This window comes from Devosia sp. (assembly GCF_965229025.1).
GTDB lineage: Bacteria > Pseudomonadota > Alphaproteobacteria > Rhizobiales > Devosiaceae > Devosia_A.
Map to the genome: position 1 here is coordinate 2,458,297 of NZ_OZ245853.1, position 20,302 is coordinate 2,478,598.

A 20,302-nucleotide genomic window follows, 5' to 3' on the forward strand; every position below is an offset into this window, starting at 1 on the left:
TAGACCATCGCCGTTCTAGCTCGCCTGACCGGAGAGTGCGGCGTCGAAGCGCTGCCAGATAGAGGTCATGTCGATCACCGTATGGGTCCGCCGCGCTTCGTCCATGCTCATGGCGAGTAACCCAGCCTCCAGCGCGTTGATCACCGAAACCGGCAGGGCCGTACCCTCAAGCACGTGCGCGGCAATGTCAGTCGCCATCTGCTCGTCGGCCCCATAGTGGACCGAAAGTTCGGTGCCCGTGTAGACCTTGTCGATGAGCTTGGCGGAGGTGCGGGAGTCGTGCACCTTGAAGAAGTTGCGGACGAAATCACCCTCGGCCTGACCCTTGGCGCCCATCACCGCAAAGCGCCGGAAATCGTCGGGCACACTAAGATTGGTGTGGAAGGCGAGCGACGAGCCGTTCTCGTATTCGACGATGGCGGTCTGGAAATCGATGATGTCGCCGTCGCTGTCGAACACCTTGTCGGTGCCCATCCAGCCGCTTGGCTTGCGATAGTAGACTTCGAGGTCGTTGATCCCCAGTGCCTGCGGCGCGTTCTTGGGGATGAAGGTCTTGCGGCCGCCAAAGCTCGAAACGTATTTCGGGCGACAGCCCATCACGCCATTGTAGAGGTCGAGGTCGTGGCAGCACTTTTCGAGCATGAAACTGCCTGAATAGTGCTCGTACCGCCGCCAGTCGCGCATGAAAAAGGCGCCGTGATAGGGCGGAATGTGCTCAGAGGCTTCAATCGATACCACGTCGCCGAGGAGGCCATCCGCCTGTGCCTTGCGCAGGTCGACGTAAAGCGGGGCATAGCGGAGCACGAGCCCGACCATCACCTGGTCGGTCGGATAACGCGACAGCAGCCGCGCCAGGGCGAGCGTCTCGTCCACGGACGTCACGACCGGCTTTTCGGTGAAGATCTTCAGGCCATGCTCCAGCCCGATGCGGATGTGCTCAAGGTGCATGTGATTGGGGGAGCCGACCATGAGGAGGTCGAGCTTTTCGGCATCCAGCATGTCCTCGAGCGAGGCGTAGGACTTGCCGACGGAAACACCGTGCTCCTGGGTGTAGGACAAGCCGGCAGGCTGGGGGTCAACATAGCCGACGACCTCAAAGCCCTCGTGCTGCGCAGAAAAAACTCGCGCCAGGTAGCCCAGGCGAAAACCCAGACCAACGATGCCTACCTTCATATTCCTACCTGCCCGCGTCGTATGCCCAGCGCCCGTCCCGGACCCCTGGTGCACTGTAAATCATTTTCAATGACTAGGATCGTCCTAGACGATATGTCAACGCGATTTCACCGAAAATGCAATACCATTTCATACCACCGGCGAGATGGCTGAAAAATCAGACTAATGCGCAAAAAGCAGGCGTTCTAAGCATATTTTCATCCAAACGCGAGAAGCTATTTGCCACGATTTCTAATCGCGACGTCGGAATTGGTATCCAGTTGGTATTTTCTATCCACAAGCTTCATGATGGTGCCTGAAAATATGCAACGCATGCCGCGATCCGGGCTGGCCGGGCATAGAGCGGGTCGGCACATTGAGAGCGTAGACCCCGCTGGCGCTCATGCTGCTCACTGCGCAAGAGCCACCCCACCGACCCGTTCAACACTCATTTCGACTGCGCACCAAAGCCGGTTCTCTCGGCGCGGCAGAAGTAGCACAACTGGCAGGCGCTGCGCACTTATGGACAAGGAAGGGCTCTTTGGCCCGCTCCCAAACTGTGGTATTGCGCCTCGCGATAGTTGGATTGCGCATGGAAGGTCCGGATGGGCGTGAAACTTGCCACCAGTCTCGGACCCCGAGCCACAAAGTGGGATGTCCCCGCCTCTCTCGCGGGTGCAAGTATGGCCCTGGGCTTTGTAGTCTGGGCCTCAGTCGCCAGCCCTTGGTGGGCGATCTACATGCAGAACTCCGACGAGGGTCTGAACCTGGGCAAGGCCGCGCTGGTGGCGATCGGTACGCCCCCATACGGACGGCTGTGGAACGATCAACCGCCGCTCCTGACGTACATTCTGGCTGCCCTGCAATCGGTTGCGCCCGGTGACGTGGCGGCGGCTCGGGCAGTTATCCTGGGGTTCGGCTGCCTGACCATTTGGTCGCTCTACCGGCTGGTGCACCGCGTCGGAGGCCGTGGCGGGGCCGTCGTGGCTACAGTGCTGTTGGCAACAAGTGCATTGTTCACCACTCTGTCGGTTTCCGTGATGATCGGGCTGCCAGCAATTGCACTGGCGTTGCTGGCGATGGATCTGGCCGGCTTGCCCCGGCGAAAGGTACCCTGGGCGCTGATTGCGGCCGGTATTGCGATGGGCCTGTCGCTACAGACAAAGCTGTTTACGCTCGCAGCGCTGCCAGCGCTGTTCTGGCTGGCCTGGTCGCAAGGGCAGGCGTTGTCGTGGCGCAAGCGATCGCTGTCATTGCTGATCGTGCTGCTGAGCGTTGGCGCTACATTTGCTTTGATTGTCATCATCGCGAACGAACCGGTAATGACGCAATTGATCGGCAGCCACCTCGATCCGCAGGTGCGCGCCCAATACTCACTTTGGGGCAGCCTTAACGCGATTTTCGATGAGCTCAAGCGCGACCTGCCTTTGCTGGTGGCGCTTGCAATCGGTGTCGTTGTGGGCTGGCGCGGGGTCTTCAGAGCCGGTATTGCCCCATTGCTCTGGCTGGTGGTCGCGACGGTATCGCTTGCCGAGCATACGCCAATCTGGTCACACCAGATTCTGCTGCTACTGGTTCCGGCAGCTTGGCTCACAGGTATCGCTTGGTCGGCCTTTCTGCAGCAGCCGCGCTTTCGGACTGCTCGCGTCGGCGTGTCCGCGGCGGCCCTGGCCGGATCGGCCTGGTTTGGATTCCCCCTGGCGACTGCGCCAGATGGCTGGCAGGCCGACCCTGGGTTTGAGGCGACGCGGAGCCTGTCGCATTATGCCTCGCTCGGTCGCTGGGTGGGCACTGATATGCCCATGGACGCTTTCCGTGCACGCCTCCTAGTGCCGCCTGAGCTGGCGGTCTACTCGTGGAAGCGCATTCACGCTGGAAATATCGACTGGACTGATGTGTCGGTGGTGCTCGCAGCGTACCGGCCGAGCCAGGTGTTGTTTCGCAGGTTCGGGGTCGATCCACACATTGAAACCACAATCGCAGACACGTACCGACAGGCTGGAAGCAGCAGCGCCTTCAACCACTACATACGCAATGGAGCCCTGCTTGACGGGATCAGCACCAGGAGCCTGACCACGTCACTGACCGGTGTGCTGGATCGTTTCATTCAAACCGGCGTTGATGGCGGCTATGCCGGCCTTATCGACACCAAAACAGGTACGCGATATGAGCGTGCGACCACCCAGAAACCGATTGCGGCGCGCGCCATCGTCATGCGTCCATCCGGTTCGACTCCGCGGGTCGGCGCCTGCCTGATGCGTCTTGGCGCTGTGACCGCCGAAGACCGTTTCAATTCCGCCGCCATAGCGGCGGGGCAAGCCGTAGTTTGTGCCCAGAGTCGCGACGGAGGCTGGGCTCCCGCTGCGGTGCTTGCCGAAAATTGCAGCGCTGTCGAGCCGCCAGTTGCACCGGAATCGATTGGCGATTCCGACTCGCTCGACGAGGGGGGACCGTCGCAAGCGATCGGCTTGCTTCTCGACCTACGCAAACTCGAGCTGAAGCCTGAGGACCGCAGGCGCTTCGAGATGTCCGCCCGGGCTGGGCTGGATTTCCTCGTCAATGCGCAGAACACGGATGGCGGCTGGCCGCTCAAGCTCTCCTTGGGATCCTATTCAAGCTTCAGCACCCTCAACGATGGCGTGACCACTTCCGCTATTTCCAGCCTGATCCGCGGCTTTAACGAGTTCAACGAGCCGCGCTATCGGGAGGCGGCTATCCGGGGAGCGCAATTCCTCCTTGACCGCCAGTCGCCGGAAGGCGCGTGGGCGCAACAGTACGACGAAGCGGGCAAGCCTGTTGCCGCACGCGCCTTTGAGCCTGCCGCCTATGCGAGCCTCGAGTCTGGCAGGGCTCTGACGTTATTGACCGATTTCTACCAGTTGATCCAGTCACCGCACCTGCTGGCTGCAATCAAGCTTGGAAAAACCTGGCTGAAGGCTCGCGAGATCGCTCCGGATACCTGGTCAAGGCTTTACGAGATCGGCACAAATCGGCCGATCTTCGGTGACCGCGATGGCTCGGTGCACTACGCGCTCAACGAAATTTCGGCTGAGCGCCAGGCGGGCTATCGCTGGATCGAGAAATTTCCTGAAGTAATTCGTGCCCTTCGCCAGGCTGACGCGGCCGAAATTGGTCCTGCCGCCCTAGCTGTAGCCAAAGCCAAACTTACCCGAGACGAAGCCCTTGAAGCCCTGCTGCAAAATCGCGAGGCATTGCGCACATTCGCAAGCGAGGGCGGGGCAACGGCAGAGTTCGACGACGCTGGAATGATCTCGACGCGCAAGGTAGTCGAAACCTGCGAAATGGTCCTGCCCGCGCTCGAACTCTCGGGCCTGTAAGCCCCCGGCCCCGTTCGCAACACTTCCAGCAGAGTGCTTGGAGCGGGTGAAGGGAATCGAACCCTCGTCGTAAGCTTGGGAAGCTTCTGCTCTACCATTGAGCTACACCCGCGATGCGCTCGTTTTGCTGGAAATGGGTGCGGGCGTCAAGGTGGTGGGTGCAGGCTCTGCGGTATCGCCCTCGTGGACGGCCAGTTGCGCAGAAGAGCCCGCTGTGCAGCCAGTCTGACGGGCCTGCTCTTCCCCACTCCCTACACGCTGACGGTTGTCGGCTTTCCCAGACGTTCAAATTTTGGCGTGATGCCAAGGCCGGGGACATCTGGAGCGGTCATGGTACCGTTGACACGTTTAGGGGCGCCATCCGCAATATCGACCGTGCCGTAGGAGTTGAAGTCGGTCGCCGAAAAGCAGAGCTCTTCCGGGGTGGAGCGGGCTAGAGCGGCAATGGTGGCTGTGACGATGTCGCCGCCCCAGGTGTCCTCTATGGTCATGGGGATGCGGTTGGCGACGCAGAGATCGCGGATCTGCTTGGCCTTGGTCAGCCCGCCGACCTTGGAGATCTTGAGGTTGATGACGTCAAAGGCGTCCTCTGCGAGGCCCTTGAGCAGCATGCCGACGCCATCGATATTCTCATCGAGAATGAACGGCAGCGAGGTGCGGCGGCGGATCGAAGCGCTCTCGTCGTAGCTCATGCAGGGCTGCTCGATATAGACATCGAGATCGCGCACCGCGTTCACCACGCGCGCCGCGTCGGCCATGGTCCAGCCGGTATTGGCGTCGCAGACGAGGATATCCGTCGGCTGGAGGATGGCACGGCAGGCACGGATGCGCTCGATGTCATCGTTGGCGTTGCCGCCGACCTTGAGCTGGAATTTGGTGTAGCCCTCGGCGCGGTAGCCGGCGATCTTTTGCGCCATGACGCCAGCGTCTTCCTGGCTGATGGCGCGGTAAAGCTTGATATCGTCCTGCTCGGCGCCGCCGAGGAGCGTATAGACCGGCAGGCCCGAAACCTTGCCGAGGATGTCCCAGCAGGCGATGTCGATCGGTGCTTTCACATAAGGGTGGCCACGGAGCACCGCATCCATCTTGCGGTTGAGCGGTCCGAGCGCGGTCGGGTCCATGCCGATCAATTTGGGGCCCAGTTCCTCGAGCCCAGCCCGCACGCCCTTGGCATAGGCCGGCAGATAGGCCGACCCCAGCGGGCAGCATTCGGCATAGCCGGTGATGCCGGCGTCGGTTTCAACGGCGACGACGGTTGAGTCGAACACGTCGATGAAATTGCCACCGCTCCACTTGTAGCGGCCTTCGCGCAGCGGAAGGTCGACCTGCCAGTATTTTATTGCCGTGATCTTCATCAGAAACGTCCTTCGAGGGGCCAGGTATCAGATAGCCGGTAGCCGGCCGGCCAGGGGTCAGCGGGGTCGAGCATTTCCTGCCGCGTGCCGGTGATCCAGGCACGGCCGGAGATGACCGGAACGATTGCGGGGCGGCCGCCGATCTCGACCGCACGCTCGATCCGGCAATGGAACTCGGAGCCGATAATCGAGCGGCCGATGAAGCGCTCACCGACCTGCATTTCGCCGCGTGCATGGAGCACCGCCATGCGCGCCGAGCAGCCGGTGCCGCAGGGCGAGCGGTCGATCTTGCCCGGCCGGATCGCGACCGCATTGGTGGCGCTGAGGATGCCATCGGCGTTGCGCTCGACGGGGGCTGTGATCTGGCAGAACGAGATGTGGTTCCACTCGGGATTGACCGGGTGGGTAAAGCCGAGTTGCTCGTTGGCGGCGCGGGTAATTTTCATGCCTGTGGTTGCGAGGTCGCGCGCCTCATCGGGGGCGAGGCTGAAGCCCAGCCGGGCTGCTGAGACAAACACGAAGCTGTCTCCGCCATAGGCGGTGTCGACGCGGACGGAGCCGATGCCCTCGACCTCGATCATGGCGTCGAGCTTGTCGACAAAGGAGGGATGGTTGGTGACGTGGATCCGCTCGGCCTTGCCGTTCCGGCATTCGGCCGTGACGTCGATCAGGCCGCCGGGGGCTTCGAGCACCAGCCTCGTGATCGGCTCGCTCATCGGGAGAATCCCGGTATCGAGCAGCACGGTTGCGACGCACATCGAGTTCGAGCCCGACATTGGCGGCGTGTCTTGCGGCTCCATGACGATCCAGCCCATCTGCGCTGCAGGATTTTTGGGCGGCACGAGGAGGCTCACGTGACGGAAGACGCCACCGCGGGGTTCGTTGAGCACGAAATTGCGCAGCGTTTCGTCGGTGGCGATGAAGTTGCGCTGCTCCCAGATGGTGGCGCCGGGAGGCGGGGTGACGCCGCCGACGATGACATCCCCGACCTCACCCTCGGCATGGGCGGAGACAATATGGACGAGCTTGCTGGAACGCATCGGAGGCCTAAAGAACGGAGTTGAGGAATGCCGCCGTCTCGGGCGTCTGGGGGTTCTCGAATATCTGGGTTGGGGTGCCGATCTCGTGGATCTTGCCGGCCTTGAAGAAGGCGACCCGATCGGACACCTCACGGGCAAAACCCATCTCGTGGGTGACGAGGATCATCGTCATGCCCTCGCGCGCCAGGAGGCGCATGGTGTCGAGCACTTCGCCCACCAGTTGCGGGTCAAGGGCCGAAGTTACCTCGTCGAACAGCATATATTGCGGTTCCATCGCGAGCGCCCGGGCGATGGCCATGCGCTGCTGCTGGCCGCCCGAGAGCTTGCCCGGATAGACGTTCAGTTTGTCGCGCAGCCCGACATGCTCGAGCTGCTTTTCGGCGATTACGATGGCTTCGTCGCGGGACTTCTTCAGCACCTTGCGGGGCGCCAGCGTGACGTTCTCCAGAACGGTGAGGTGCGGGAAGGCGTTCCATTGCTGAAAGACGATGCCGATCTTGCGGCGCAGCTTGTTGAGGTCGGTGGTCTTGGCATGGACTTCCGTGCCGTCGACGAGAATGCGACCACCCTGGATGGGCTCGAGCCCGTTGATGCACATCAAGAGGGTCGATTTGCCTGAGCCTGAGCCGCCAATGATGGAAACAACCTGCCCCTTTTCAACGGTAAGGCTCACGCCGTCCAGGACCTTGAGCGCTGCGAAACTTTTGCTGACGTTGTCGATCTCAATCATTTTCGCGGAACCTGCGCTCAAGCTGGGCGCCCCAGCGTGAAATGGGGAAGCTGATGACGAAGTAGATGAGGCCGACGATCATGAGGATGAACAGCGGCTCGTTCTGCATGCGGGTGACGAGGATTTGCGAACTTTTGAGCAGTTCGATGACGCCGATCCAGCCCACCAAGGCAGTGTCCTTCATGACGCCCAGCGTCAGCCCGATCCAGCTCGGCAGCATGACGCGGAGGGCGAGCGGATAGACGATCTCGGTCATGTCCTGCCACCAGGTCATCCCCAGCGAGCGAGCGGCGCGCCGGGTGGTGACCGGAACCGCCTGAACACCGGCCTTGGCAATCTCCGAGCAATAGGCCGACGTATAGAGCGACAGCACGATGCAACTGACCGCGAAGGGCGAGAGCTTGAGCCCGAACATCGGGACCAGCGAGTTGACCAGCACCAATTGGATCAGGAGCGGGACCGAGCGGAAGACATCGAGCAGGAACCCGAGGATGACGCTAGCCCACCAGGGAACGACGGCCCGGTAGACGCCGAAAATCACGCCCAGAATTGTGCCGAAGAACACCGCGATAGCGGTGATCATCAGGGTCCATCCGGCGCCCTGGGCGAGAAAAAGGAGGTCGTTAAAGGTGATTGCGGTCTTGAAGCCCATTTTGCGCGCCCCCCCTAGTAGCGGAACATGCGCCAGCCGATGAGGCGAGCGCCGAGGGTGACGGCCTTGGCAATCATGTAGTAGAGCACCGCGGCGATGGCGAAATACTCAAAGGTACGGAACGTCAGGACGTTGAGTTCCTGCGTAACGCCGGTCAGGTCGCTGTTGAGGCCCACCACCACGCCGAGTGAGGTCATCAGGATGGCCCAGACGGCCTGATTGGTCATGGGGTAGAAGACCACGCGGAACATCTGCGGCAACACGATCAGCCGAAAGGCATCGGGTGCGGAAAAGCCGAGCGAGCGGGCGGCTCTCGTCTGCGTCATCGGGACTGCCCTCAGCCCGCCGCGAAAGGTCTCGGCGAGATAGCCCGCATTGTTGAAGGTGATCCCTGCCAAGAGTGCCGCAAAGCTGCCGATGTGGATGCCCAGTTGGCCGAGACCGAAATATGCCATGTAGATCTGGAACAGCGCCGGGGTGTTGCGGGCAATTTCGACCCAGGCGGCAGAGATAAAATTCAGGACGCGGCTCCTGGAGTTGCGCATCAGTGCCAGCATCACTCCTAGCGCGACGCCAATAAGCATCGAGATCAGCGCAAGCTGCAGCGTGACCAGCGCTCCTTCGAGCAGTTGCGGCAGCGCTTGAAACGCCGGTCGCCAATGAAAGGTGTATTTGAACATCGTTCCCCACCCCGCGATCGGCCGATCAAATCACGGTGTCACCAAGAAGGGGAGCGCCCTTGGGCGCCCCCCGGCAAATAGTTGCGGCTTTAGTAGTAGGAGCCCGGGACCAGGAGGTTCGGCGGCTCGCCCGGCCCGATCCACTTGTTATAGAGTTCCTTGTAGCGGCCAGTGCGGACCTGCTGGTTCACGAACAGGTTGAGGTAGTTGATCAGCCCATATTCTTCGCGGAGCGAGATCAGTGACACGTAGTCGATGGCATAGGGGGCTGCGCCGCCGACCTTGAGGTTGGAGAAGTTAGGATCATTGGCGGTGGCGTAGGCGACGGTCGAGGTCACCGCAGTGCCGTCAATGGCGCCCTGCGACAGCGCAAGAAAGACGTCGGCCTGCGACTGGAAGGCCTGGAAGGAACCGGCTGCGTCCGCCCATGCTTTGACATCGGCTTCGAGGCGGATGGCTTCGTAGGTGCCCGAGGTCGAGCCAACCTTGTGACCCTTGAGGCTCTCATAGGAGTCGACGTTGGTGTCCTTGCGGGTCACGACATTGAACGTGAACGCAAAGTAGGGAATCGAGAAGCCGATGGTCTTGGCGCGTTCCAGCGTATCCGAGGTCGAGGCAACGCCAACGTCGGCACGGCCGGAAACGAGGGCCGGAATACGATCCGGGAACGGTGTTTCGACGATCTCTGCGGTGACGCCAAGCGCCTTGGCGAGGTCATTGCAGGTATCGACGTCAAAGCCGATCGGATTGTTGTCTTTATCGCGCGAACCCATCGGCGGGAAATCGAGCACGACGGCGCAGCGAAGCGTGCCGGAAGCAATGATGTCGTCAAGCTTGTCAGCAAAAGCCGGCGGTACCGTGAGCATGGTCAGGAAGGCTGCTGTCGCAACCAGCGGTGTCCACTTCATTCGTTTACTCCCCAGTCCTTCAGGATGACTTCACGGCAGGATTGCCGGCATCCATGAGGTATAGTAGGCAAACTGTATGCAATGTGGCAAGCAGGTCGCAAGAGGCCGGATTTCATGACGTTTCGCAGCTACGATGCCGCCGCAGTGACAGAGGCAACGCCCTGGCCGGGCTTACTCGCAGCGATTGAAAAAGCCTTTGCGTCGCCACATGTTGCCCCTGACCGGCATATCCACAGCATCGCCGTACCCGGCGCTGAGGACGCGACCGCGTTGCTCATGCCCGCCTGGATCGAAGGGGAGATCTATGGCGTCAAGCTTGCCAATATTTTTCCGTCAAACGGGCTGGTCGGCCTGCCGGCAGTCAGCGCCGCCTATGTGCTTTTCGACGGACGCACAGGTCAGCTCCGCGCGCTGATTGATGGCGGCACGCTGACGGCGCGCCGGACGGCCGCAACGTCGGCTCTGGCGTCGCGCATCCTGTCGCGCCCGGATAGCTCAACACTGCTCATGCTGGGGGCCGGGCGCATGGCACGGCTTCTGGTCGAAGCGCATCGTACGGTCCGGCCGATCTCCCGCGTCCTCGTCTGGGCCCGCCGTCCCGAGCAGGCCAAGGCGCTTGCCGATGCGGTCGGAGGCGAACTGGTGGACGATATCGATCGCGCTGTAGGCGCGGCGGACATCATTTCTGCTGCAACTCTCTCCAAAGTTCCGCTCATTGCAGGCACGAGCCTCCGCGCCGGCACCCATCTTGATCTCGTCGGCGCGTTCACGCCCGAGATGCGGGAGGCGGATGCTGAAGCCGTCGCGCGCTCCAACGTGTTTATAGATACCCTGGGGGGCGCCAAGGTCGAGGCCGGGGATCTGATCCAGGCGCAGCGGGAACAACGCTTTGAGTGGAGTGACGTCGTCGCTGATCTCGCCGCGTTAGCGACGGGCGCGCATGCGGGGCGAACTAACTCCGCGCAAATCACCCTATTCAAATCGGTAGGCGCGGCGATAGAGGATTTGGCGGCGGCCCGGCTGGTCGCGTCCGATGAGAGCGAGGACTGACGATCCATGGCGATACGGTCAGCAGTAAAAGGCAAGCCAGAGCCCCGTTCCGGGGAGCGCGCCCACGGGTTCGGTGCGATCCTGGTGTTCGAGCGGCTGCGCGACGAGATTCTGTCGATGGAGCTACGGCCTGGCCAGTTGATCGACGAATCAAACCTCGCCGACCGGTTCGAGGTCTCTCGCTCGCCGGTACGTGAAGCGTTGGTGCGGCTTGCCGCAGAAGGTCTTGTCGTCACGGTGCCCAACAAAGGCACGGTGGTCGCGCCACTGAACCTTGACGAGTTTCCCGCCTATGTCGATGCACTCGACCTGATCCAGCGTGCGGTGTTCCGCCTCGCGGCGCGCCATCACTCCGACGCGGACCTCGTGTCCATCCGCGCCGCCAACGAGGAGTTTCGCACTCATGTGCGGGCCAACGACGCGCTGGGGATGATCCGGCAAAACGCGACGCTGCATCTCGCGATGGCGGCAGCCGGCCGCAACCGGATCCTCACCGACACCTATCGCCGCATTCTCGATGAGGGCCGGAGGACCTTGCGGCTCTACTTCCGCTCGTACGGCGATACCCTGCCCGAGAGCCTCTGCGACGCCCATGACGCGCAGATTGCTGCCATTGCTGCGGGTGATGAAGCGCTGGCCGAGCGGCTTGCCCATGAGCATGCCGAAGAGGTTCACCAGCGGTTCCTGCGCTACATGGGCGAGCGCAACTCGCGCGATCTGACGGTCGACTACGGCAAGTAGGCACTCGCGGTCGCTGCACTGCAGAGGTGACGATGACTCGCGGCCAGGAATCAAATCAGCATTGTCGACAACTTGCCGACAATCACAAGTCGCGCTAAAAGAGCCGGTGTTTCGTCGGCCCTTGTGGGGGCCAGCCCTGAACATCGCGTTTGAAGCGCGACGAGGATGCCAGATGCAAAAGAGCGACTTCCGCGGCGTGCTGCCCGCGATCACCACCAAGATGACTGCGGATCAGGAGGTCGACTTTGCGGCCGTGAAGGCGGACGTGGCCTTCCAGATCGATGCTGGCGTCGATGGCATCATCGTATGCGGGTCGCTGGGCGAAGCCAGCAGCCTCGAGCGGGTGGAAAAGATCGCGATCGCCAAAGCCGCGATCGAGACTGCAGCAGGGCGCGTCCCGGTGCTTCTGACCATCGCCGAAGACTCAACCCGGAACGGTGCCGCGCTTGCGGCCGAGGCCGAACGCATCGGTTGCGAGGGGCTCATGGTGCTCCCCGCCATGCGCTATCTGGCTGATGATCGGGAGGTTGTGGCCCATTACCGGACGATCGCGGCAGCTTCGGGCCTGCCGATGATCGTCTACAACAACCCTATCGCATACGGCATCGATATCAGCACCGAGATGCTGCTTGAGATGGCCGATGAACCCAAGTTCGCAGCAATCAAGGAATCGACCGGAGACACGCGTCGCATCAATGAGACGATCGCGGCGCTTGGCGACCGCTATCAGTTGCTGACCGGGGTGGACGACCTGGCGCTCGAAAGCCTGATCCTTGGTTGCACTGGCTGGATCGCCGGGCTCGTCGTGGCGTTTCCCAAGGAGACCGTAGCGATCTATCGGCTAGTCCAGGCCGGAAGGATCAACGAGGCCCTCGAAATCTACCGCTGGTTCCTGCCGCTGCTGCACATGGATATCGGGCCCAAGTTCGTGCAGAATATCAAGCTGGTCGAACATCTGGTCCGCGGCACGTCGCCCGTGACCCGCGCCCCACGCCTGCCGCTGGTCGGGGAAGAATTGGCCCATGTGACTACGGTAACCGAAGCTGGCCTGCGGACCCGCCCGGACCTTGGCAAATACGGGTTGTAGGTCGTCTCTGCCTGCGTTCCCGGGCACGATGCCCGCATTCTGTGACGCGGCTTGTGCCTGCCCGCCGCTTTTGATGTGACTGCAGCACCAGTCGAACTTGGTCACCTCCACTGGGTGATCCAATTTTGACGTTGGTGCATGACTGGGTCCAGGCGACTGGGTGCTGGGCCGGTGGCGCGACAGCCTAGAGGCGTGCTGATCTCACGATCGGCCGTGAGCGTGGGTCGGCGCAGCGACCATCGGCGGGTCCGGAAACCTACTAACTAGTCGCCAACCCTGAGAATGGGCGAGACTTGCCTTGGTTCAGGGGTCGTCAATTGAGCGCTCAGCAATATTCGTTTCAGCTCAACAACGATCTCGAAAAAATAATCACAATTACACCGACTGACGCTGCCCTTGCGGTGCGAGTGGTGTTTGCGCGCGACGTCATTGTCGAAGAGACCATCGATACCATTCAACTTGCTGGTGAGTTTGAAGCTCAAGCAGACGAGCATGGACTGACAATTTTCTACGGCCATCGCCCACGACACTCCCGTCGCTATTGAACCTCCTCGACACACCCACTCGACCGGAGCAGATCATGACGCTCTCTTCGGCATCGGCAGCAAAGACTGGGCGTCCGGCAAGTGTTGTGCCCAAGGTCCTGCTGGTGGCTCCGCAAACCCGCTTTTCGATGCGGCCCTATGTCCTCGATACGTGCAAGGCACTGAGCGCACATGTCGAGGTGTCGGTTCTGGTTCTGGACCGGATCGAGGAACCTGACCTCCCCTTTCGGCAGTTGACCATCGCGCCGCAAGCCAGTTCGCGCCTGCGCAAACTGCTGCATTTTCTGGCCCCCCAAACGTATCTTAAGCTGCGCCGGCTGGTGACGCAGGGTGGCTATGACCTGATCCACATCCTGAACGGCGAGGGCTATCCTTACTGCCTTGCCGTCTCCGCTTTCGCGACCAGGGCCGGGATACCGCTCGTCGTGACAGTCCACGATCCTGTTGCCCATGTGGGCAGCCCGATCGACAAGGCCAATGAAATACTGGCCCTGCATACCATGCGCCGGGCGCGCGCTATTCATGTGCACAAATCGTTTCAGGTTCCACAGGTTCTGCGCCGGCTGGGTTCGGATGTGCAGATCAGCGTCATCCCCCATGCCGATATCGCCCACAACTATCTCCGCTTCCGCCGAGGGCTTCCACGCAGCGGAAGCTTGCTCTTTTTCGGTCGTGTCGAGGCTTACAAAGGCCTCGATACCCTGCTCGATGCGCTTGGGCAGACCCCTGAGGAAATCACCCTAACCATCGCGGGGCCTGGGCCGCTATCGCCTTCCTTGCGCACGAAGATTGGCGCTCTGGGAACCCGAGTGCGCCTTGAAAATCGCTACTTGAGCGACCCCGAGGTGGCGCAACTGCTTGAGCAGGCGGGCACGCTGGTGCTGCCCTACACCCAAGTCACCCAATCAGCCCTGCCCTCCATTGGTCGCGCGTTTGGGCTGAAACTCGTAGCCTCGGACTTGCCGGGCTTCCGCGACGAGATCGCGCCACCTGGAGGCTGGCTTTTCGCCGCTGGGTCCGCTTCTTCGCTTGCCGGGGCGCTGATCGCTGCGCACGCCTCCAAGGGGCCAGGCGGGGCTTTGCCCATTGAGCCCACCACCTCCTTTGCCGAAGCCGCATCGCAGATTTCCTGGATGTATCAGGGCGTCCTCAATGGCAAGTGAGGTTCAGGTGCTGCATGTCGCTGAGACGTTGATTGGCGGCATCGCTTCACATGTTGAAGACGTCGTGAGGCACCAGATCGGACGCTACGGCAAGGAGAACGTCGTCGTGCTGGTCCCTCGCCAGCACCGCGAGTTCGTCGCCTCGATCCCTGATAGTTGCGTCGTCACGTTCGAGCGGGAACGGCGCGACGCTCGAGCCGCCTGGCATCTGCTTTCAGCCTCGCGCAGACTGATCGCAAGCCGGCGTCCCAAGATTGTTCACCTCCACAGCTCGGTCGCAGGCGGCGTTGTGCGCTTGCTGCGGCTCATGCTGCCGCTGCAGCCCGGCAAGGTCGTCTATTGCCCGCATGGGTGGTCATTTGCGGCCGATGCCGCAGCACCCAGAAAGGCAGCGTTTGCGGCTGTTGAACGGCTGCTGAGCCTGGTCACCACTTCCATCATTACCGTCTCCGATCATGAGACGAGTCTTGGCCGGCGTTTTGGCATACCCGCACGGCTGATGACCACGGTCTATAACGGCGTGGCGTCGTCAGGCGGAGCGAGCGACGCGCCGCATCTACCCATGATGGACGGCAAGCTCAACGTGCTGTTCGTGGGCCGCCTCGATCGGCAAAAGGGGTTCAGCTACGTGCTTGACGCGGCACGTGAGCTGAGGGGGAAGCCGATCCAGTTCCATGTCTGCGGCAGCCCAGTGGTGTCGCCCGCAATAGATTTCGGGCCGATCCCGGACAATGTCACGCTGCATGGCTGGGTGAAGCGCGAGACGGTATTGGCGACGATGAAAGTAGCCGATGCTCTGGTCCTTCCATCACTGTGGGAAGGGCTGTCGATCACAGGCATCGAGGCCATGCGGGCCGGACTTCCCATTATTGCCAGTGATCGGAGCTCCAATCCGGAACTGATTGACCATTGCATCACCGGGTTGATCGTTGATGTCGGTGAGCCCGGCGCGCTCTCGCGCGCTCTCTCAGGCCTCACGCGCGAGCGGCTCAGACTGATGGGTGCACAAGGGCAGCTAAAGTTTGCGCGGCAATTCACGCTGGAGCTGCAGGTCGAAAAGCTCAGCGCACTCTACGAGGCGGTGAATGCCCGTTAGTGCCCAGCCATCGCGCGCCAATTTGGTACACAATCTGGGGCTTCTTGCTGCGTTGAGCTTTTTCGTGGTGGTGGTCTTAGTTGGTCCGGCTGCGTTGGTCGCTACTGCCGAAAATGACAACCAGACAATCGAGCGATTGGCATCAGGTGCGATCGAGGGGGGAGGCAACAACTACGCCCTGATGGCCATGATCTACGCCAACACGACTACATGGATGCGGACGCTCATTGTCCTGTTTGTAGGATCGGCTTACCTCATCCTGCTCTTCAGCCAAGTTCGCAGTTTGGCCTCGGCAGCAGCTGCCCAGATGATCAGCATCCCGGCGACCATTCTGGGACTGAGTGTATTCCAGAAAGACCTGACCAGCTTTGCCCTGGTCACCGCGTGCTACCTTGTTACGATGCGAGCGCGCCAGCCTCTGGTCGGCGTCCTTGTCCTGCTGCTGCTTTACGCCGGATATGGGTTCGGGTTTCGGAGCTACTACCTGATCATCGCCCTGGTTTTCAGCGGCCTTGCCCTGACTTTCCTTTTTGGCTGGCTCACGCGCATCTACGTTACACTGGCCGTAGTTGCAGCGCTGGCTATTGTTCCAAACGAGATCTGGACCGCATTTCAGCAGGCCCGGGATGTGGTCAACGTTGGGCGGGTTGGGTCGAACGCGCTCGGGGCCAATACCGCCTTCTTCAACCTGCTGCAGCCCAATGGACTGGAAACCTTTGTTCCCAACTATCTCTACGCAATCATCCGGCTGAACTTCAGCTGGTTGACCAATTTGCGAGCTCAGGAAATCGCGCTTGCAGCAATATCACTGCTGTTCGCCGTCCTCGCCGGGCGAGGCTGGGTTATGGGCACGCGGCAGAGGCTACTGGTCTTGCTGTTTGCTGCGCATGTGTTGACACAGCTTATCTTCGAGCCTGACCTCGGCTCCTACCTTCGCCATATGACCACCGCGGCGCTCTATCTCTCGCCTGGCCTATGGGTCGCTAGTTTGAGATACCCGCAGCAGGTTCTGCAACAGGTAAGCCTAACATGACGGAAACGCGTCGACTTGAGCCGATCCGAAACCTGCCATGGGCCTTTGTCTACAGCTTCATCGATCGAGCTGCGCTCGCCTTGCTTACGGTGGCGCTGGCCCCGGTCATCGGCGTTCACGAGACCGGCCTCGCATCGTTGTCGATGGCCATCGTCTTTTTAGCCCTGCCGGTGCCGCAGGGTATCTCCGATGCCATCGTGCAATTGCCAGAGGAGAGTGAGCGGAAGTTCGGCATTCTGACGCTGGCGTCGACCGGACTGGCTATCTTGCTCGCCTTGCTTGTCTGGAGCGCAGCGCCTGCCATTTCGACTTGGCTGGGCGACGCCGAACTCGCAGACCTGCTGCAGATCCACAGCCTAGTGGTGGTGGCTGCTGGCATATCTGCCGTGCCAGACGGAATTCTGGCGCGGAGGCTGCAGTTCAGGATGCAGGCGCAGCGCAAGGTCGCTGGAACCGCGGCAGGTGCTGCAATTGCCGTCGCCATCGCCTTGAATTGGCACAGCGCATTGAGCCTGATCGCATTCCACCTGATTTCACAGGCGGTGTCTGCCGCGATCGGGGTGTTCACGGTTCGCGGTTCGCTCCTGCTTGAGCGGACGGATCTCAACGTAGGAGAGCTACGGCGGATCGCGGGATCGATCGCGTCCCAGTTCCTCGGTCAGTTGAACCTCCGAGTCTTCGACCTCATCGTTGGTGCGATGCTCACTGTTGCCGCCGTTGGCTTATGGCGAATGGGCTACAACATGATGCTGCTGGTGACTGCCCTGACGCTAGCTCCCGCTGCGTCGCTGCTGCTGCCTGCCTTTTCCGAAGACGTTCGTTTGGGCAAGAACGTCGCTGGCAGCTTTGTCGCCTTTCACAAATACGCCTCAGCATTGGCGGTCCCCGCTTTCCTCGCGACCGGCGCCGGACTGCCGTTCCTGTTTGGGGACATCTTTCCCGCCGAATGGGCCGGTGCCACACTGGCGGGACAGATCGCGTGTCTCAGTGGCTTCGCCAACACCATCTCTACGCTCGGACTGCCGACGTTGCTGGCATCCGGCCACTATCGCGATCTGCTCACTGCAAATCTGCTGTCGGTTCTGGCGTCGGTACTCCTGACAATTGCGTTGGTGCCGTTCGGCATCGATGCCGTGGCAGTCAGCCTGTTGCTGAAAGGCCTTATCGTGTCCGGCTTCATCGCCTATGCGCTGCGACAGCGGTGTGGCGTATCGGTCCGCGCAATCGCTGCTAATTTCCTGATGCCCACGATAGCCGGTGGTGCCGCCAGCCTCTTTGGCTATGTGGCAGCTTCACTGGTGCCGAGCCCACATCTATCGTTGCCAACATTTGTCGTCGTGTTCATCGGAACATGGGCAGCGGTGATGCTGTTTGCGTTCAGGCAAGCCAGCCAGCAGGTCATCGGCAGTATCCGGGTCGCCGTTAGTGCCAAAAGGTCGCCGCCATGACGCGACCAAGACTTTATTGAGCAAATGCCTAAGCCCGCACCCTTCCTGACAACTCTCTTCACGCGACTTTCTTTGCTCTTCGGTGGGTATCCAATGACTATCAAGCAGCTGATCAAGAAGGTCGTTCCGACCAGCGCGCTGGCCGGTATGCGGCAATGGAACGCGGAGAGGATGGTTGCCCGAGTCCATGCCGACTGGGACGAGGCCAAACTCCGGTTGCGCACTCGAGCCGTCAGTCAACCCGTTCGACGCTTGCTCATTGTGCCTGGCGATCCGAGCACGCTGACGGGATCGCTGGGCGACGATGCAATGATTTCCGCCTGCGTCGATGTGGCTCGCGCTCACGGCCCGGACGTTGCCATCCACACCCTGACTTCGACCTCAGCAGCAAGCCAGCAAGCCAGCATCCGTGGCTATATCCCTGAACAGATCTGGTCAGACGGCGATTTTCCTGGAGCCATAGCCAAGCTGCTGGATCGGCAGAAGTTCGATGTGGTCGCGGCTCTGGGAGCAGACATCCTGGACGGGTATTACGATCCAGTTTCCGCGACAAAGACACTCGCGGTGTGCGACCTTGCTGCCCGCGCAGGGGTGCCCACCACAGTGCTCGGGTTTAGCCTCAACGCGTCGCCGAGCCCGTTGATGCGGCCCGGCTTCGACCGACTGCACGACGAAGTGAGACTGAATGTCCGCGATGCCATTTCGCTTCGCCGCTTCAAGGCGTTTTGTGGACGAAAGGCAAATCTGGTTACCGACGCCGCCTTCTGCCTGACGCCGGGGGAACCCCCGTCTGACACTGCCCGATGGGTCGCGGAGGCGAGGGCGTCTGGGCGCAAGGTCATCGGCCTGAACGTGCATCCCATGCTTATCAAGGACGCCTCAGTCCTCCAGATTGAGCAGATCATTGCAGTTATGAGCCAGACACTGCGGCGCGTCAGCGAACGCCGCTCGGTGGCCTGGCTGCTTTTGCCCCACGACTATCGGGAAGAAAAGCGCGATGCCCGATGCCTTGCTCCCATTGCCGCCAACCTTTCGTCGGGAAATGACAACGTCGTCCGGCTGCTTGAGGGTGAGCACACAGCCTCTGTGTTGAAGGCGATAGCGGGCTTGCTGGATGGGGTTGTCACAGGCCGCATGCACCTTGCCGTCGCCGCGCTCGGCATGTCCGTTCCGGCGCTCAGCATTACATATCAGGGCAAATTCGAAGGACTTTATGAACACTTCGACCTTCCGGACTGGCTGCTTGTGCAGCCGCAGGACCTTCTACATTCGGAGTTGCTCGAACAGCGCATCATTCGGTTCATCGATGAGACGGAAAGCCTGAGTGCGACAGTCCGGTTCCACCTCCCGATGCTAATGGCGATGTCGCGGGAGAATTTCGCCGTGTTCGGCTAGCCTCCGCCTCCGGTGAGGCAAGCACCTCTGCGTCTTCCCCCTTGCCCACCCATACATGAATATCCTATTCGTTGGTGGGTAACCTGCCATCGGGAGGACGAGGGCGTGAGCAGTATCGATGATATCGACAAGTACCGTGCCCCTGCGCTCGACAAGGGGCTGGATATTCTTGAGCTGCTCGCGGGGACCGTAGAGGGGTTGAGTCAGGCCGAGATGGCCAAGGCGCTCGATCGCACGCCCAACGAAATCTACCGCATGCTCGACCGGCTGGTACGGCGCGACTATGTGCGGCGGACGCCTGAGGATCGCTATGAGCTGACGCTGAAGCTGTTCGAGTTGGCGCATATGGCGCCGCCGGTGGCGCGGCTAGTGGCGCAGTCGATGCCGGTGCTGCGCACGTTTGCGCGGGACTCGCAGCAGGCGATCCACATGGTCATCCACGACCGCAATATCCTGGTGGTGGTGGCGCAGGTGGATAGCCCTGGATACTGGAACGTTTCAATCCGCGTCGGCTCGCGGGTGGGCATGGTCAACACCGGCTCAGGCCACGTGTTTCTCGCCTATGCCTCCGCGGAGGATCGCCGGCTAATGCTGGAGGACCCGGTAACCCGGAAGCTCAACCCAATTTCGCGGGAGCTTGAGGCGCGGCTGCAGCTGGTGCGCGAGCGCGGATACGAAAGCATGCAGAGCCGGCAGGTGGTGGGGGTGACCAACCTCTCGGTGCCGATCTTTGGCCCGCTCGGCAGTGTCACCGCGGTGCTCACCTGCCCTTATACGCAACGGCTCGATGCGCCCGAGGCCCCCGGCCAGCAGCAAACCCTTGAATTGCTTCAGATCGCCGGTGGTGCCGTCTCGGAGCGACACCGGCTGGTCGTCGGCTGAGCCGGAA

General features: G+C 61.3%; 18 protein-coding genes and 1 tRNA gene. 11 read left to right on the plus strand and 8 right to left on the minus strand.

The window, feature by feature from the left end:
- Window positions 1-15: 15 nt before the first annotated feature.
- Window positions 16-1,173, minus strand: a complete 1,158-nt coding sequence (locus ACO06J_RS12075; protein ID WP_421760963.1) for a Gfo/Idh/MocA family protein — start codon at window positions 1,171-1,173, stop codon at window positions 16-18.
- 719 nt (window positions 1,174-1,892) lie between these two features.
- Here ACO06J_RS12075 and ACO06J_RS12080 point away from each other — a divergent pair.
- Entirely contained in the window at window positions 1,893-4,490 is a 2,598-nt protein-coding gene (locus tag ACO06J_RS12080) for a pectate lyase (protein WP_421760964.1), read from the plus strand.
- Between the two features lie 38 nt (window positions 4,491-4,528).
- Here ACO06J_RS12080 and ACO06J_RS12085 read toward each other — a convergent pair.
- The 7 genes from ACO06J_RS12085 to ACO06J_RS12115 form a co-directional block, all read right to left on the minus strand.
- Window positions 4,529-4,602: transfer RNA gene (locus ACO06J_RS12085), tRNA-Gly, on the minus strand.
- A 139-nt stretch (window positions 4,603-4,741) separates the two neighbouring features.
- The gene (locus ACO06J_RS12090; protein WP_421760965.1) at window positions 4,742-5,845 is read right to left on the minus strand and encodes a cis-3-hydroxy-L-proline dehydratase; all 1,104 of its coding nucleotides are present in this window, start codon (window positions 5,843-5,845) and stop codon (window positions 4,742-4,744) included.
- Complete coding sequence (locus ACO06J_RS12095; RefSeq protein ID WP_421760966.1) at window positions 5,845-6,885, minus strand: trans-3-hydroxy-L-proline dehydratase; 1,041 nt, start codon at window positions 6,883-6,885, stop codon at window positions 5,845-5,847. The genes ACO06J_RS12090 and ACO06J_RS12095 overlap by 1 nt, the downstream gene beginning before the upstream one ends.
- 7 nt (window positions 6,886-6,892) lie before the next feature.
- Window positions 6,893-7,615: an amino acid ABC transporter ATP-binding protein gene (locus ACO06J_RS12100; RefSeq protein ID WP_421760967.1), complete on the minus strand. Its 723-nt coding sequence runs from the start codon at window positions 7,613-7,615 to the stop codon at window positions 6,893-6,895.
- Window positions 7,608-8,267: an amino acid ABC transporter permease gene (locus ACO06J_RS12105; protein WP_421760968.1), complete on the minus strand. Its 660-nt coding sequence runs from the start codon at window positions 8,265-8,267 to the stop codon at window positions 7,608-7,610. The genes ACO06J_RS12100 and ACO06J_RS12105 overlap by 8 nt, the downstream gene beginning before the upstream one ends.
- Window positions 8,268-8,281: 14 nt before the next feature.
- Complete coding sequence (locus tag ACO06J_RS12110) at window positions 8,282-8,947, minus strand: amino acid ABC transporter permease (RefSeq protein ID WP_421760969.1); 666 nt, start codon at window positions 8,945-8,947, stop codon at window positions 8,282-8,284.
- A gap of 89 nt (window positions 8,948-9,036) precedes the next feature.
- Complete coding sequence (locus ACO06J_RS12115) at window positions 9,037-9,855, minus strand: transporter substrate-binding domain-containing protein (RefSeq protein WP_421760970.1); 819 nt, start codon at window positions 9,853-9,855, stop codon at window positions 9,037-9,039.
- Between the two features lie 114 nt (window positions 9,856-9,969).
- Here ACO06J_RS12115 and ACO06J_RS12120 point away from each other — a divergent pair, with 114 nt between their 5' ends.
- The 10 genes from ACO06J_RS12120 to ACO06J_RS12165 all read left to right on the plus strand — a co-directional run bounded on the left by ACO06J_RS12120 (window position 9,970) and on the right by ACO06J_RS12165 (window position 20,295).
- Complete coding sequence (locus ACO06J_RS12120; protein WP_421760971.1) at window positions 9,970-10,905, plus strand: ornithine cyclodeaminase family protein; 936 nt, start codon at window positions 9,970-9,972, stop codon at window positions 10,903-10,905.
- Between the two features lie 6 nt (window positions 10,906-10,911).
- Window positions 10,912-11,646, plus strand: a complete 735-nt coding sequence (locus ACO06J_RS12125; protein ID WP_421760972.1) for a GntR family transcriptional regulator — start codon at window positions 10,912-10,914, stop codon at window positions 11,644-11,646.
- Window positions 11,647-11,818: 172 nt separating this feature from the next.
- Window positions 11,819-12,733 (plus strand): dihydrodipicolinate synthase family protein, encoded by a 915-nt coding sequence (locus ACO06J_RS12130; protein ID WP_421760973.1) that lies wholly within the window; start codon window positions 11,819-11,821, stop codon window positions 12,731-12,733.
- A gap of 317 nt (window positions 12,734-13,050) precedes the next feature.
- A complete protein-coding gene (locus tag ACO06J_RS12135) occupies window positions 13,051-13,278 on the plus strand; it encodes a hypothetical protein (protein WP_421760974.1) in 228 nt (75 codons plus the stop codon).
- Between the two features lie 35 nt (window positions 13,279-13,313).
- Window positions 13,314-14,441, plus strand: coding sequence for a glycosyltransferase family 4 protein (locus ACO06J_RS12140; protein WP_421760975.1), 1,128 nt, complete (start codon window positions 13,314-13,316; stop codon window positions 14,439-14,441).
- Window positions 14,431-15,537: a glycosyltransferase family 4 protein gene (locus ACO06J_RS12145; protein ID WP_421760976.1), complete on the plus strand. Its 1,107-nt coding sequence runs from the start codon at window positions 14,431-14,433 to the stop codon at window positions 15,535-15,537. The genes ACO06J_RS12140 and ACO06J_RS12145 overlap by 11 nt, the downstream gene beginning before the upstream one ends.
- Window positions 15,527-16,570, plus strand: coding sequence for a hypothetical protein (locus ACO06J_RS12150; RefSeq protein ID WP_421760977.1), 1,044 nt, complete (start codon window positions 15,527-15,529; stop codon window positions 16,568-16,570). Before ACO06J_RS12145 ends, ACO06J_RS12150 begins: the two co-directional genes overlap by 11 nt.
- Window positions 16,567-18,018 carry an oligosaccharide flippase family protein gene (locus tag ACO06J_RS12155; protein WP_421760978.1) on the plus strand — a complete coding sequence of 484 codons (1,452 nt, stop codon included), beginning with the start codon at window positions 16,567-16,569 and terminating at the stop codon, window positions 18,016-18,018. Before ACO06J_RS12150 ends, ACO06J_RS12155 begins: the two co-directional genes overlap by 4 nt.
- A gap of 93 nt (window positions 18,019-18,111) precedes the next feature.
- Window positions 18,112-19,413 carry a polysaccharide pyruvyl transferase family protein gene (locus ACO06J_RS12160; protein ID WP_421760979.1) on the plus strand — a complete coding sequence of 434 codons (1,302 nt, stop codon included), beginning with the start codon at window positions 18,112-18,114 and terminating at the stop codon, window positions 19,411-19,413.
- Window positions 19,414-19,518: 105 nt separating this feature from the next.
- Complete coding sequence (locus tag ACO06J_RS12165; RefSeq protein WP_421760980.1) at window positions 19,519-20,295, plus strand: IclR family transcriptional regulator; 777 nt, start codon at window positions 19,519-19,521, stop codon at window positions 20,293-20,295.
- Window positions 20,296-20,302 lie beyond the last annotated feature (7 nt).